Origin of the sequence: Sphingomonas sp. PvP056 (genome assembly GCF_040549155.1) — a bacterium.
Classification (GTDB): domain Bacteria; phylum Pseudomonadota; class Alphaproteobacteria; order Sphingomonadales; family Sphingomonadaceae; genus Sphingomonas.
In genome coordinates, this window is the sequence record NZ_JBEPST010000005.1 from 310,759 (window position 1) to 325,422 (window position 14,664).

A 14,664-nucleotide genomic window follows, 5' to 3' on the forward strand; every position below is an offset into this window, starting at 1 on the left:
CCGCAAGGCTTTGTGAAGGAAATGCAACAATGAAGCGTGGCGACCTGGACGACCTCGCTGCCTTTGCTGCGGTCGCACGCGCGCGCAGCTTCACCCGTGCCGCGGCAGAACTGGGCCTTTCGCCCTCGGCGCTCAGCCACGCGATGCGTAGCCTGGAGGAACGCCTCGGGGTTCGGCTGCTGGCACGAACGACGCGCAGTGTTGCCCCCACTGCGGCGGGAGAACGCCTGCTGCGATCGCTCGACCCGGCGCTTGCCGAGCTTGCGCGAGGCCTGTCCGAATTGGCCGACTGGCGCGGCGTACCGTCCGGTGCGATCCGGCTGACCACCTTCGGCTACGCCGCGCGGACCATACTCGCGCCGGTTTTGCCGCGCTTCCTGCGCGACCATCCCGAGATTTCGGTCGAGGTCATCGTCGAAGACCGGCTGGTAGACGTCGTGGCCGGGGGTTTCGACGCGGGTATCCGGCTAGGGGAGACGGTCGATCGGGACATGGTAGCGGTGGCGGTCGGACCTGCGTTGCGCACCTTGGTTGTCGGCACCCCCGATTATTTCGCGACCCGTCCCCTGCCCACGGTTCCAGCCGATCTCGAGGGGCACAATTGCATCAACTATCGGCTTCTCGGTGGCGGGGGGTTGCTCCCGTGGGAGTTCGAACACGATGGCCGGGACATCAAGTTTCGTCCACGCGGGCAATTGATCGTCAACGACGAGCAGCTGGCGGCTGCAGCGGTCCGAGCCGGTGCAGGCCTGGGTTATATGCTGGACCACGATGTCGCGGCGGAGATTGCGGACGGCAGGCTGATCCAGGTACTCGATGCCTGGTGCCCGAGCTTTCCCGGTTGCTATCTCTACTACCCGAGCCGGCAGGTCACGCCTGCGCTGCGGGTGCTGATCGACAGGCTACGTTGGGCGCCTACTGCATAGATGATGCCGTCGTCCCCCGGCATGGCTTGTGTGCATCACGACAGAAAGCCTTAACGCATCGTCGGCGCGGCTATCGGCAGGTCGGCCAGACCGGCCGCCTCGTGATCGGCGCACGCGCGCGCAACCTTGCTCTCCTCCAATTCGCCGAAGATCGGATGCCCTCCCTATCACCGCATAGCACCGCGGGCAGGTAGATCGTCGACATGTCTACCGACGTTCCAAACGCAAAGATTCCAACCGTTTAGCGGACACGCGCGATCATGTAGGGGAACCGGCCATATTCGGACGAGACCGCAAGGAAAATGTCGGCCCGTTCGCGATGGGCGCGCGATGGTCGGCGCGCGAGGTGGTTGGCGCTGTGTCGGTATCGTTGCGCCCGGACTGTTTGCTTGGCCCGTTGACCGAAGGACGCTGGCGCGTGCCGCGACCGTAGAACAGCCTGATATGCTGCGAGAAGGTGAAGTCGCACCCGACCGATGCGGGCAGGATCTGCTGCGCAGCGGGGACATTGTCCTGGAAACCCTGACAGCGGATCGAGTTGAGTTTCCGAAACTCCGTGTTGTAGACACCGCGCGCTGCCCCGGCGAGTTCGAAGCCCTCAGAGTAGAACGGACGGCGCAGGCCAACGTAGATCAGGCCGGCGATTCCCTCTTCGAGATTGTCGGAGGCCGTCGCCTTGTAGGACCTCGACGGGCGACAATGCCTGCGCCGGGAAATCCGGAATCGCGACCAAACGACCTTCGGCGGTGAAGATCTCGCGCCCCTGCACTGTCGTCTGCACGTTGGGGAGGCCGCGGATCAGCACGCCGTTTGCCTCATCGAAATAGCGCGTCATCTGCACGCCCGTGATCCGCGCGATCGCTTCTGAGGGCAAGTAAGCTTTTGCGAACGTCCCGCCGCGCTACGGTTACGGCGATCAGCTACGTAAATGGTGAAGCACCCGATCCGCGCTCCGGCGAAGCTGGATGGGAACAACCGGTCGACCAGGATGATCAGGGCGGCAACAATTGGGACTTTGATCTGAAAACTCAATCACCCGATCTGCTCCTTGCGGTGGGAGCAGACAATCTACGGGATGCTTATGGATCGATGCAGTCGGTCCCCCCAATGTGGCGGATTGATTAGCCAGACATTTTACTCGGCAGCTTTCGGACTGCCCGAAAGCTGCCGTGATGGCCGCACTGACGCGCTTCGGCTCGCCGCTGCCCGGCTCGCTTACCGCGGCTCTTGCAGAACCATGCCTTCGGTTCCTTGCGGGCAGCAGACAGGGAATGTCCTCAAGCCAACCGATGGACGCGCGGACTCGGTCAGGAACCCGCTATCCGTTACGGTCTCACCCTCAATCCGGCGCGTGGCCGGAGCCGCCATTCAGGGTAGCGGCAGGCTTGTGGGCATCGGCGGAGGCAGGTCTTGCAGCCAGTGTGTCCCCTCCGCTTCCAGCCAGCATGCCGTTCAACGAGCTGCCGGTCATTCCCAGTTCTGCCATCAGGCCATCGATCAACGGGCCACCGACACGGTACCGCATCGCCGCCGCCACCGCCGCATCGGCGAGGTTGCCTTGGCCACCGCCGGACGCGGCATCGCTACCCCCGTCACCGTGTAGTCCTCTTGCATCGACGATGCTGATCTTGTCGATGTTCTCCATCGGCTTGCTCGCCGCAGCGATGATGGCAGGAAGAGCCTCCAGCATTGCGCGGCGGATGAGCAATGCGGTCTGCGCGTCGTTCAGCAGATTGGTTGCTTCGTTCAGCGACGCCTGACCCGCGGCATCGACCTTGAACGCCGCTTCGCGCCCTTCTGCGCGGGCCTTCTCGGCATCCGCTTCGGCCGTCGCTTCGGTGCGCAAGGCACTGGCGCGCGCTTCGGCGGCTTCCTTCTCGGCGGTCGCGGCAACGGTGATGCCGACGGCCTCCTCCTGCGCGCGCTGCGTGGCGGCGATCACCGCGACGTTCTTGTTGCGGTTGGCGATTTCGGTTGCCTTGGCGGTCGCGACGCTTTCCTCCGCCCGGACGGCAAGCGCGCGGGCTTCGTTGGCGGCAGCGGTTGCGGTCGATTCCTCCTCGGACTTTTGCGCGGTCTGCACCGCGGTCGTGATGCGCGCGATTTCGATCGTACGGTCGCGCTCGATCGTCGCCGTCTGAATTGCACCGTCGCGTGCGATCGTGGCCGTCTGGATCACCTTGTCGGCCTCGGTCTGCGCGACGGTCTGCGCCTGGCTGGCAGTGATGCGGGCGATCTCGGCGAGACGGGTCTGCTCGGCCTCGGCGGTTGCGATCGCGGTCGCCTGCTCCGCGCGGCGGGCGGACAGCGTCTGTTCCTGCGTCAGGCGCGCCTGTTCCGCGGCCTGTGCGATCTCGAGCGACTGGTTATTGGCGTCGAGGTTACGCTGCTCGATCTCGACGCGATTGGTGGCGACGATGTCGTTGCGGATCTTCTTGCGCTCCTCGATCGTCCGCGTGAGCACGGTCAGACCTTCGGCATCGAACGCGTTGTTCTCGTTGAAATGCTCGAACGCGGTCTGGTCGAAATGCGTGATGCTGACGGATTCGAGCTGGAAGCCGTTCATGTCCAGATCGGTCATCAGCGCCTCCTGCACCTTCTGGATGAAGTCGGCGCGGTTGGCGTGGAGGTGTTCCATCGTCATCGTCGCGGCAACCGAGCGCAGCGCGGAGACGAGCTTGCCGTCGAGCAGCGACTTCACCGCGTCGGGGCTGTTGACCGAATCGCCCAGCGTCTGCGCGGCGGCGGCGATCGATTCCGCGTCGGGCTTTACCTTGATGTGGAACAGCCCGACGACATCGACGCGCAGTTTGTCGAGCGTGATTAGCGCGTCCTTGTTGAGGCGCGACACCTCCAGCTTCACGGTCGTCAGGCGGACCTGCATCAGTTCGTGGAGCACGGGGATAACCATGATGCCGCCGTTGAGGACGACTTTCTCGCCACCGAATCCGGTGCGGATCAACGCGACGTCCTTGGTCGCGCGGCGGTAGAGCCGGGTCAGGATGACGCCGATCACGACGAGCGCGAACAGCACGATACCGGCATAGATCAGGACGTTCAGAAGCTGTGCGGGCATGAAACCCTCCCCGGTTATGATTGTGGTCAGATCGACTGCAGGAGCGCGTTGGCTTCGGGCAGCGCGTAGAAAAGTTTGCCGTCGCGGCGGACGATCAGCGCGGTCTCGCCGGTGGCGATCGCGTCGGTGTCGTCATGCGGCTCGACCATGATGAAATGCGCCTGGCCGTGCTCGTCGACAATCTTTGCGCGAGCCGGCGATCCACGGCGGGCGGTGCCCTCAAGAATCGTGCCGCGGCGGCGAAGAAAGTCGTCGGTCGAAATTACGCTCGTTTCGAAGCCGGGCATGACCCGGGCGAGGCCGCGCGCGGCAAGCGTATTGAGCAGGCCGCCGGCGATCAGCGCGCTTCCCGAAGCGAGGCCCCAGTGCAGCGGGCTGCCGGCCATCGCAGCCGCGCCTTGCTGAATGGCGATCCCGGCCAGCGTGAAGCAGCCGAGCAAGGACGTGAACCAGATCAGGATCGGCAGTTCATGGCCAAGCCCGAGCCAGTCGAGCACGCCACTGCTATCGGCGTCGGCAGGCACGTCCGCGTCGAGATCGAGATGGCCCAGCCCAAGGCCAATCGCCTCGATCAGCCCGATCCCGATCATCACGACGAACGCAATCGCGAATGGCGCATAGGCCGGCGTCAGGAAAATGGCGAACATATGCCGTGGCTCTGGTTCTGCATCGGCGCACGGATAGCGGACGGACAACAACGCTTCGTTACGAAGAGCCATCCCGCCCGGTATTTTAAATGCATATGATTACACTCCCCGCGTCGAGGCTAGCCCTACGACGAGGCAATCGCAACGCCTGCCAAGGTAAGATCGACCGGGTTCGGATGAGGACCTACAGGATCTGCACAATAGCCGGACTCAGAGCACATCGACATCATGATTACGCGTTCATGGGAGCACCGTGCCGCTGCCCGTAGAACACCAAAAAGCGAAGGTAAAAGCCCTTCCGGCTTTAAGTTTCCTTACCGGCAAAGACCGAAACCACGAAGAATCGACCGACTTTACGGATTCAATAACGGCCATCCAAGCCGCCTTAACCGCGTCCAGAAACGGGACCTTCGTGAACTCGCGTTTATCGTCAATTGCTGATGATGACGCATGACTGCTCCCGTTAGTGGTCGCAACGGGAGCGATGGTCCAACCAACCTCGGCCGCGCCATTGGCGTCATCGGATTCAAGCGCCGAAAGCGCCGTCGATCGTATGCATTGCACCGGTTACGAAGCCCGCCTCCGGCCCCGCCAGCCAAGCCACCATGCCCGCGACTTCCTCAGGCCGTCCGTGGCGCTTGATCGCCATGAAGCCATGCAGCAGATCCTTCATCGGACCGTCTTCGGGGTTGGCATCGGTGTCGATTGGCCCGGGTTGAACGATGTTGATCGTGATGCCACGCGGCCCGAAATCGCGTGCGAGCCCCCGCGCCATCCCTTGCAGCGCCGACTTGCTCAACGCGTAGGACGCCATGCCTGGAATCGGCATCCGATCGCCGTTGACCGAACCGATGACGATAATCCGCCCACCGTCGGGCATCTGCCGTGCCGCTTCGACCGAGGCATGGTAGGGCGCGTGGACGTTCACCCGAAATAGCCGGTCTATCTCGTCCGGGTCCTGATCGAGCGCATCGCCGAAGATGGCGAACCCGGAATTTACGATCAGGACGTCGAGCGGCCCACTCTCGCGCACCCGTGCAATGACCGCATCGCGGTCAGCACTGTCCGTCTGCACCGCGTTGCTGCCAGTGTCGGCGGCAAGCTGCTCGGCGGAGGCTCGCGACCCCGCGTAGGTGAAGATCACGGATGCGCCTTCGGCGGCGAAACGCCGGACAACCGCTGCGCCGATCCCACGACTGCCGCCAAGGACTAGAACGGATTTGCCTTGAAACGAAGCCATGACCTGCATCCTTGAGATTTAATATAGTGTGAGCTACATAAAAACCCAATTGAGCACGTCAAGGTATTTTGTAATAGTGACTACAGATAAATCCCGCACAAGGGGCCGTCCTCGGCGCTTCGATCCCGGGGAAGCCGTTGGTATCGCGCAGCAGCTTTTTCACGCCCGTGGCTATGACGCGGTCAGCGTCTCGGACGTCACAACCGCGCTGGGGATCAATCCCCCCAGCTTCTACGCCGCCTTTGGCAGCAAGGCCGGTCTCTACGCCCGCGTGCTCGACCGCTATAGTGCGACCAGCGCCATTCCCCTCGCCAAGCTGCTGCGGGACGACCTTCCCGTGGGCGACTGTCTCGCAGCGGTGCTGGAGGAGGCCGCACGCTATTATGCCGCCGACCCGCTTGCGAGCGGTTGCATGGTGGTGGAGGGCACCCGCTCGAACGATCGCGACGCGCGCGAGGCCGCCTGTGCGCTCAGCCTTGCGGCCGAAGCCGTGCTTCGCGACTATATCGCAGCCCGTCATCCAGCAGATGCCGGGCGTCTGACCGACTTTGTCAGCACGACCATGTCAGGACTCTCCGCCAAGGCGCGCAACGGGCACACGCTGGATCAACTGCTCGCAACGGTGCATCTTGCGAGCTTGGCTCTGACGCAGACCCTTCCCAGCTGAAACTGCGTTAGCGATCTCGTTTGATGCTGAGATGAACCAAAACCAGATCGGCTGAGCCATCCCCGCAGCAGAGTTTGGACGAAAGCCGTCCCGCCACTCTCACGCGATGGCCGCCGTGCGCGCTAGGCGGTCGACCACCCGCATACCTTTACGAAGCCGTTTGAGCCCTGTGGTGCCGGTCTGGATCTGCGAAACCGCCGATCGTGCTGGGCGCGTCGTACATGACAAATATTTCATCTTCATCGTGGCACCGAACACCAATCGAGCGTTGTCGCCCTTCCTCATGGAACGGAAGAGCATGCCGAGAAAACTGACGATCGTCGGCATGGGCGCCTGCGGCGTGGCCGCATTCGCCGAAGCCGTGACGCGGCTTAGTTACGACCCGGGCGAAGGCTGGATCATCCATCTGATCGAGCGTGACGATGTCCTCGCGCGTGGGCTGGCGTTCGGTACGGAACAGCCGGGACACCTCCTCAATACCGAATCCCGATTGATGGGATTGTACGACAAGGAGCCGGGTCATTTCCGGACCTGGCTCGAGGCGCGCCGCGCCGCAGCGGGCATGCCGCTCGATCCCGATGGCGTCGAATATCCCCAGCGTCGCGAATATCGCATCTACATGCGCGAAGTCCTCGAGCGAGCGCTAGACCAGGCCCGTGCCGCTGGGATCGAGGTGCAGATCCACCACCAGGAAGCTGTCAGCATCGAAGGCAACCATGCCGCAGCGACGGTAGGGTTCTCGGACGGATCGACGCTCGCTACGGACATCGTCCTTCTCACGATCGGCACGCCCGATCCGGATCGGTTCGGCACCCTCAACGGCACGCCCGGGTACTTCGATTCCCCCTACCCCGCGCATCGCATGACAGAGCAGATCGATCGGGATCAGCCGGTCGTCGTGCTGGGCAGTGGCCTCAGCGCGATCGACGCGGTGATGACGCTGCTCGACGCCGATCACCGCGGCCACATCCACCTGATTTCCAAGGAAGGCATGCTACCGCGGGTCGAGATTCCCGCGCCCGAGACGGGTTATGAGCGACGGTATCTGACGCTGGCAAACGTCCACCGCCTGATCCGCGAACGCGGCGCGGCCTTCTCGGTCGTCGATCTGTTCCGTCTGTTCCGTCTCGAAGCCGAAGCGGCTGCCGGTCGACCGATCGATTGGAAGGCCGAAGATCGCTTTGACGGTGACGCCGAGGCCGCCTTGCTCCACGATATCGCGGCGGCGGAAGCCGAAGACGAACCGTTTCAACGCATTCTCACCGCCGCCCGCCATGATTCCACGGCGATATGGAACCTGTTGCGCCCCGCCGACCAGAAACGCTTCGGGCAGTGGCTGGCACCGCATTTCGCCGCGGCGCGCTTTGTCACGCCAATGATTAACGCGCGGCGAATTGCCGATGCCATGACCCGTGGATTGCTCAGCGTCCGCGGGCGGGTCGACGAGACCGTCGCGAGCACGACCGGCCCCGGCTTCGTCGTACGGTTCGAGAATGGCGATACGCTCGAGGCACCGATCGTCGTCAACGCCACCGGCCAGGCCACGACCTTGCACGAGATGAAGGAGACACTGGTCAAGGATCTGCTCGCGAAAAACTGGCTACAACCGCATCCGGTCGGTGGTGCGATCGCGCACAGGGCGACGTGTCGGATCATATCCGCCTCGCGCGATGCACCACGCCTGTACGCACTCGGCCAATTGCTCAACGGCGAGTTGCGCGACACCAACGCGGTCTGGTTCAACGTCGAATGCGCCGGTCGTGCGATCGACGATATCCTGCGGCAGCAATGAGCGCGCTCGGTAACATCGCAGCGGCGCTGCTGCCACTTTATGGCGTCATTCTGCTTGCGTGGGTCATCGGCGGACGCGTGCCCTGGGCAGCAAAGCTGTTTTCGACGATCCTCGTCTTCGGGCTCATCCCGGTATTGGTCATCGACAAGGTGCTGGCGGCGGAAGCGCGACAGCTGATGGTCATCCCACCGCTGATGTTCGGGGTTGCGGCACTGATGAGCATCCCCGCCTATCGGCTGGCCAAGCGGCTTGGCGACGATTTCGATCCCAAACTGCTGTCGGCTTCCTTCTCTTTCTTCAACGTTGCGTTCTTTGGCGTGCCGGTCAGCCAGGCGCTGTTCGGAGAGGTCGGCGTATCGACCGTGATCTGCGCCTATATCGGCAGCGCGCTGTACGGCGACACGATCGGCTATTTTCTCATCGCCCGTACCAAGGAGGGTACGCGCAAGGCCGCGACCAAGGCGCTGCGTGTACCGGTCGTCTATGTCGTCATCGGCGCGATCATCGCCAAGGCGGCGGGCGTCACGCTGCCCGAAGCGGCGGCTCCCATTGTATCTGTCGCGGGCACATTGGTGTCGGTTCTCGGCATGGCCGTGATTGGCCTCAACCTTGCCGAGACCGGCCGCGATGACTGGCGGCCGAAACTCATGACGCGCATCCTCGCGGTGAGGCAGGTCAGCGGAATAGTGTTGATCGCCGCGGCACTCGCACTGGAGGCGGCATTCGTTGGCGTGTTGGGGCCGCGCGACCGCGTCATTGTCGGGCTCGTCGCCCTGTTCCCGATCGCCAGCAACGTGACCCTGTTTGCGACCCTGCTCGACACCAACCGCAAGGCGGCAGCGGTGCTTGTCGCGCTATCCAGTGCGGTATCGCTGGTGCTCGTCCTGCTGATCGTCGGCGTGTTTCATTCGGCCATGCCCACGGGTTGATACCGTAGGCTCGTAGCTCTCCTGTTCATCCGAAGGCCGCTGAGCGGACCTCCGACCTTCGGACGGTATCGCGGATCAGCCCAGCTCGATGACCGACAGCAGATCGTGTACCTTGTCCACGGCAAACTTGTTGCTGATCGCGTACGGCAGCACAATGCTACGATCCCGCATCAACGCGCCTGACGACCAGCAACGGCTCGCGCAAAGCTTTGCCGAAAGATGCGGGCTGGAGGTCATCGCCTTTTACGGCGACGATGGCATAACCGGCGCGACGATGGAGCGCCCGGGGCTAGAGCAGGTCCTGGAACTCATCACCAAAGGCCAGGTGCGCAACCCCATTAGCGAGGGTGTCGCTCGGCTAAGCTGCGACGCCGAGCATCTGCATTGCATGGTCAAGCTGTTCAGGCTGCACCAGGTCGCGGTGCACACGGTGGTGGCGGGCAAGGTCGACGACTTGGTGCTCGCCTTCAAAGCATCATCGGTGAGCAACAGCGGATGCGCATCGCCTACACGACGAGGTGCGGCCTGCGCGGCAAGGCCACGCGCGGGGGTGCCACGGGGGGACGCGTGCTCGGCTACCGACGTGAGATCACCGGTGAGGACGCGCAAGGGCGCGCGCTCGACCAACTCCCAATCGACGACGAGCAGGCCGAACTCGTCCGCCGCATCTTTCGCCTGTGCGCCGATGGCTGGAGCCTCAAGCGGATCTGCAACGCCCTCAATGCCGATGGCATCCCCTCCCCGCGCGCCCGCGAGCGGGAGAAGTACAATGCCGGGGTCTGGAACCCCTCGACGTTATCAGTCGACGTGACGCGGGGTGAAGGCATCCTCAACAACGAGCTCTACATCGGTCGCCGTATCTTCAACCGCCGCACCTGGGTCGAGGTGCCGAACGAGCGCCGCGGCTTCTCGCGTCCCCCTCGCCTCAACTTGGAGGCGGAATGGATCGTCCGCAACGACCCGCAACTCAGGATCATCAACCGACAGCCGTGGGAGCAGGTCAAGGCGCTTCAAGCCGAAGCACGCAGCGCGCGCGACGCGAAGTTCAAGCTGACCGGCAATCCGCTGGCCTTGGCGAAGCGTCCTGCTCATATGCTCTCCGGGGTGGTGACCTGCGGCACTTGCGGCGCACCGTTCCTGGCGACCGGCCCCGGGCGGTGGCGATGCAAGGGTCACCGAATGGGAAGATACGGCAACGGCTCGATCAGCGCCGCCGAGTTGGAAACCCGCGCACTTGCAGGCATCCGCGAACAACTGCTGACCCCGGCGCTCATCAAGCGCTTCGCCGCGCTCCTCCAGCAAGAACATGGCCGCAGTGCAGGCTGGAAACGTCGAGCGCGCCACGGCCGGGCACAGACTGGCGAAGACCTGCGCCCGTATCGCCAACCTCGTCACTCGGATTGAGGAGGACAAAGACGACCCTCGCGCACTGACCACTCGTGTGAAGAATCTGGAAGCCGAAGAAAGCCGACTGGGGAAGATCATCGCTGCAACGCCAGCGCCGCAGGTCGTGCGCTTGCCGGCGAATTATTAAGCTTTGTATATCCGGGCCATTGCCGAACTCGACGTGCATCTGGCGTCCGAAGACGGTGCGGCAGCACGGAACACAATCCGCCCGCTCGTCGAGAAGATTGTGGCGCAGCCAAGCAGCGCGCGTGAGGGCAACCGCCGCCCCATGTCGCTTTGTGGTTACCTGTACCAATTGCTTTCGTTCGCTAAGGCTTCGTATGAGCCGAACGCACAAAGTCCCCGTCTGAGCGGACAGGGGCTTTTGTGACATCGTTGGTTGCTGGGACATGCAGCCACTTTGATTTGCTGACCTGCTGTGATGTTAACCCGACCTCCAAATGGCTGAAGAGGACGGTGAGGCCACGGGCGGGTTTTGGGCGACCATTGATGGTATAGCCTCGGTCAGCGCGGCCGCGTATCCGGCTGGTGGCGACCAAAGCGCATCGGCATATACAGTTGTTGCAACAAGAGCACACGCGCAACATTAGATTACAATGTGACTGCAGATGTATTGACAAGGGCCGATGCTCTGATAGCGATACCACCGGAACGGTACCAACTTCCAATAGGAAGTGGCCATCGGACGGCACAGCCGCAGGATAACTAGGGGGGGATACCATGAAAGCTACCCGTTTTCTCGTCACACTTGGTCGCTCGACGTCCGGGCTTGCGCTCGCCGCGGGTTTTGCCCTGCCGGCCGCAGCGCAGACTGCACCCGCCGACACCACAACCAGCGCGCAGACCGCTCCATCGCCGGGTGCCCCCGCTGAGGTGGCAACGGAAGATCAGGACATCGTCGTCACCGGCATTCGCGCCAGTCTCAACCGCGCGATCGACATCAAGCGCACTTCTGCCGGCGTCGTCGATGCCATCTCCGCCGAAGACATCGGCAAATTCCCCGATACCAACCTCGCGGAATCGTTGCAGCGCATTACCGGTGTGTCAATCACGCGCGCCAATGGCGAAGGCTCGCAGGTCGCAGTTCGCGGGTTCAGCGGCGGCTTCAACCTGGTGACGCTTAATGGCCGTCAGCTTGCCTCGACCAGCATCGATACCAGCACTGGCAACGCCTTTGCGGTGGGTACCGGCCGCTCGTTCGACTTCCAGAACCTGGCGTCGGAAGGCGTCGCGACGCTGGAAGTCTACAAGACCGGCCGCGCCAACATCCCGTCGGGTGGTATCGGTGCAGCGATCAACGTCGTCACCCGTCGCCCGCTCGAGTCGCGCGAGGCCGGCCTGTCCGGCTCGTTCGGTGCCAAGGCGCTGTATGACAGTTCCGTCGAGAAGGCCGAAGCGGATCTCTCGAAGGTTACGCCGGAACTGTCGGGCCTGATCAACTGGAAGAACACCGACGAGACGTTCGGCATCAACCTGTTCGGAAGCTACCAGCTGCGTGAATCGGCGTCGGTTCAGTCGAACCCGAACTATTGGAACATCGTTCCTTTGGCTGATTTCCTGAACCCCGCGGGGACCTACGTTACGGCGGCGACGAACATCACCAATCGTCCCACCACGCCTTACGTGCAAATTCCGAACGACAGCCGGTATCAGTTCTCCGAGAACCGTCGCGAACGCCTCAACGGCCAGGCCAGCATCCAGTTCAAGCCGACCGACCGTCTGGAACTGACGTTGGACGGCCTGTATGCGCGCAACAAGCTGAGCGACGAGCGGAGCGAACAGACCAACTGGTTCCAGCGCCCGTTCAGCGACGTCACCTTCGACGATAACAAGCAGATGCAATCCGCGATCGTTCTGGCCGAGGCCAAACAGGCGGACAAGGGGTATGAACAGCAGCGTTTCGCAACCAAGACCGAACTGTACTCGGTCGGCGGCAACCTAAAGTGGAATTTTACCGACGCCCTGTCGCTGAAGCTCGACGCGAACCATTCGAAGTCGACCACCAACCCGGATAATTCGAACGGTACTTCGGCGACGACGATCTCTATCGGCGCCCCCGTCCGCGCGACCCACCGCGTCGATTTCTCGAGCGGCTTTCCACAACAGTCCGAAACGCTGAACGACTGCACCGCCACGAATGGCGGCCGCGGCGGCAATTGCAACAATCAGCTCGATATCGGCGACATGGGTACGCAGATCGCGCGGCAGATTTTCTCGCGGCAGGAAGCCAAGGTCGATCAGTTCAATGCTGAACTGGGTTGGGACCTGGGCAACCGGAGCCGGTTCGTGGTCGGCGGCAACTATGTGGATGCAAAGACTCGCTCGGCGAGTTCGAACACGCAGCAGCTTCTGGGCGACTGGGGCATTACGGACACCGGCCTCGTCAATCAGCTCGCCGGCAATCTAGTCGACACCTTCTGTCTGACCTGCAAATTCGATCGGTATAACCCCAATTCGACCGGTTCGGCGCTGGTCGCATTCCGGGGAGATGCGGTCGACTTGCTGAACGTGTTCGGGCCCTATTATGCCAACAACCCGAACTTTACGAACCGCGGCAACGTGTTGCAGGGCTCCTCTGACGATACGGTAGGCGAGAAGACGTGGGCGGTCTACGGACAGCTGGCCTGGGGCGGCGAGCTCGCCGGACGCCGTGCCAACGCGCTGATCGGGGTCCGCTACGAAAAGACCAGGGTCAATTCGATCGCCCTCCAGTCGGTCCCGACCGCGCTGGAATGGCAGTCGGACAATGACTTCGCCATCATAGGCGGACCGGCCGGCGGCGCGGTGAATGTCAAAGCGGACTACGACAATCTGTTGCCGTCGCTCGATTTGAACGTCGAAGTCCATGATAATGTGGTGGCACGCACATCGTTCAGTCGAACGCTGGCGCGCGCGGACTATGGCAACCTGTTCGCTTCGGTAACGGCCAACGCACCGAACCGTCCGACCGCACTGGGGGCGGCACCCGCTCCCGCGTCGCGCCAGGATCCGGGGCTGTTGCCACTGCTCTCGGACAATTTCGACGTCTCGATCGAATGGTACTACAAGCCCACGAGCTTCGTATCGGTCGGCTTCTTCAACAAGAACGTCCGCAACTTCGTAGGCAACCAGATCACCAACGGCACCCTGTTCGGACTGCGGGATCCGGGCGCCGGGACGCCTGGTTCGCGGTCCGGCACTGCACTCGCCTATCTGCGAACCAACGGGATCTCTCAGACGGACCGCAACCTGTTCGCCTACACCGCACTTCTGCAGCAAAATGGCGGTAATCAGGCAGCGGCGACGGCGGCCTTCAGGGGCGCGCTTGACCCCGCTACGGGTGAAGTGAACGAAGCGTTGTACGGTCCACTCGCGGCCGCCGTGAACCTTCAGGGGGATGCTGCCGATCCGCTCGTCAACTTCGCAATCAGCGGTCCGGTCAACAACCGCGAGGGCAACATCCACGGCTTTGAATTCGCCTGGACCAACTTCTTTGGCAGAACCGGCTTCGGGTTCGCGGTGTCGTACACCAAGGTCAGCGGCGACGTGAATGTCGATCCCTATGCCGATCCGAACGTGAATATCTTCGCGTTGACCGGCTTGGGCGACAGCGCCAACCTGACCGGTATCTATGACAAGAACGGCATCTCGGCGCGAATTTCGTACAACTGGCGCGACAAGTATCTCGCCGGCACGAACCAGGGTGGTAACCGTAACCCGCTGTTCACGGCAGCGTTCGGGACGCTTGATGCCAGCATCAGCTACGACATCCGGTCCAACATCTCGGTGTCGCTGGAAGCGGTCAATCTGACGAGCGAACCGTTCCGTCAGTACGCCCGTACCGAAACCAATCTGGTCTATGTCCAGGAGCTCAAGCCACGCTTCTATGTCGGCGCGCGCTACCGCTTCTAATCGCATGCGGGCGTGGACCACGGTCCACGCCCGGCAAGGAAGGAAGGCCGCCGCGCATCGAACGGCGGCCTTTTCCTTTTGTCCTTCGC

13 protein-coding genes and 1 pseudogene are annotated in these 14,664 nt (G+C 62.8%); 8 read left to right on the plus strand and 6 right to left on the minus strand.

Going from position 1 to position 14,664, the window contains the following annotated elements:
- Positions 1-29 precede the first annotated feature (29 nt).
- On the plus strand, positions 30-926 hold the full coding sequence (locus ABIC17_RS14160) for a LysR family transcriptional regulator (RefSeq protein ID WP_354282762.1): 897 nt from the start codon (positions 30-32) through the stop codon (positions 924-926).
- Between the two features lie 598 nt (positions 927-1,524).
- Here the strand turns inward: ABIC17_RS14160 and ABIC17_RS14165 are convergent.
- From ABIC17_RS14165 to bdcA, 4 genes are all read right to left on the minus strand, one after another.
- Positions 1,525-1,800: a TonB-dependent receptor plug domain-containing protein gene (locus ABIC17_RS14165; RefSeq protein WP_354282764.1), complete on the minus strand. Its 276-nt coding sequence runs from the start codon at positions 1,798-1,800 to the stop codon at positions 1,525-1,527.
- 465 nt (positions 1,801-2,265) lie between these two features.
- Entirely contained in the window at positions 2,266-4,002 is a 1,737-nt protein-coding gene (locus ABIC17_RS14170) for a flotillin family protein (protein ID WP_354282766.1), read from the minus strand.
- A gap of 26 nt (positions 4,003-4,028) precedes the next feature.
- Complete coding sequence (locus ABIC17_RS14175; protein ID WP_354282768.1) at positions 4,029-4,649, minus strand: OB-fold-containig protein; 621 nt, start codon at positions 4,647-4,649, stop codon at positions 4,029-4,031.
- A 526-nt stretch (positions 4,650-5,175) separates the two neighbouring features.
- Positions 5,176-5,889, minus strand: a complete 714-nt coding sequence (bdcA, locus tag ABIC17_RS14180; RefSeq protein ID WP_354282770.1) for an SDR family oxidoreductase — start codon at positions 5,887-5,889, stop codon at positions 5,176-5,178.
- 76 nt (positions 5,890-5,965) lie between these two features.
- Here bdcA and ABIC17_RS14185 point away from each other — a divergent pair, with 76 nt between their 5' ends.
- Positions 5,966-6,556, plus strand: a complete 591-nt coding sequence (locus ABIC17_RS14185; protein WP_354282772.1) for a TetR/AcrR family transcriptional regulator — start codon at positions 5,966-5,968, stop codon at positions 6,554-6,556.
- Positions 6,557-6,655: 99 nt separating this feature from the next.
- On the opposite strand, the gene ABIC17_RS14190 is transcribed toward ABIC17_RS14185, so the two are convergent.
- A complete protein-coding gene (locus ABIC17_RS14190; RefSeq protein WP_354282774.1) occupies positions 6,656-6,883 on the minus strand; it encodes a hypothetical protein in 228 nt (75 codons plus the stop codon).
- On the opposite strand from ABIC17_RS14190, the gene ABIC17_RS14195 reads away from it, so the two are divergent.
- Together ABIC17_RS14195 and ABIC17_RS14200 are read left to right on the plus strand one after the other, a co-directional pair.
- Entirely contained in the window at positions 6,855-8,348 is a 1,494-nt protein-coding gene (locus ABIC17_RS14195; protein ID WP_354282776.1) for an FAD/NAD(P)-binding protein, read from the plus strand. The two genes, ABIC17_RS14190 and ABIC17_RS14195, sit on opposite strands and share 29 nt — an antisense overlap.
- Complete coding sequence (locus ABIC17_RS14200; RefSeq protein WP_354282778.1) at positions 8,345-9,277, plus strand: AEC family transporter; 933 nt, start codon at positions 8,345-8,347, stop codon at positions 9,275-9,277. The genes ABIC17_RS14195 and ABIC17_RS14200 overlap by 4 nt, the downstream gene beginning before the upstream one ends.
- A gap of 75 nt (positions 9,278-9,352) precedes the next feature.
- Here the strand turns inward: ABIC17_RS14200 and ABIC17_RS14205 are convergent, their stop codons facing one another.
- On the minus strand, positions 9,353-9,514 hold the full coding sequence (locus ABIC17_RS14205; protein WP_354282849.1) for a hypothetical protein: 162 nt from the start codon (positions 9,512-9,514) through the stop codon (positions 9,353-9,355).
- On the opposite strand from ABIC17_RS14205, the pseudogene ABIC17_RS14210 reads away from it, so the two are divergent.
- The 4 genes and pseudogenes from ABIC17_RS14210 to ABIC17_RS14225 form a co-directional block, all read left to right on the plus strand.
- Positions 9,513-9,653 (plus strand): annotated as a pseudogene (locus tag ABIC17_RS14210) (hypothetical protein); the annotation flags it as partial. The gene ABIC17_RS14205 and the pseudogene ABIC17_RS14210 sit on opposite strands and share 2 nt — an antisense overlap.
- A gap of 119 nt (positions 9,654-9,772) precedes the next feature.
- The gene (locus tag ABIC17_RS14215; RefSeq protein ID WP_354282780.1) at positions 9,773-10,681 is read left to right on the plus strand and encodes a recombinase family protein; all 909 of its coding nucleotides are present in this window, start codon (positions 9,773-9,775) and stop codon (positions 10,679-10,681) included.
- Between the two features lie 133 nt (positions 10,682-10,814).
- A complete protein-coding gene (locus ABIC17_RS14220) occupies positions 10,815-11,054 on the plus strand; it encodes a hypothetical protein (protein WP_354282782.1) in 240 nt (79 codons plus the stop codon).
- Positions 11,055-11,404: 350 nt separating this feature from the next.
- Complete coding sequence (locus ABIC17_RS14225; protein ID WP_354282784.1) at positions 11,405-14,575, plus strand: TonB-dependent receptor; 3,171 nt, start codon at positions 11,405-11,407, stop codon at positions 14,573-14,575.
- Positions 14,576-14,664 lie beyond the last annotated feature (89 nt).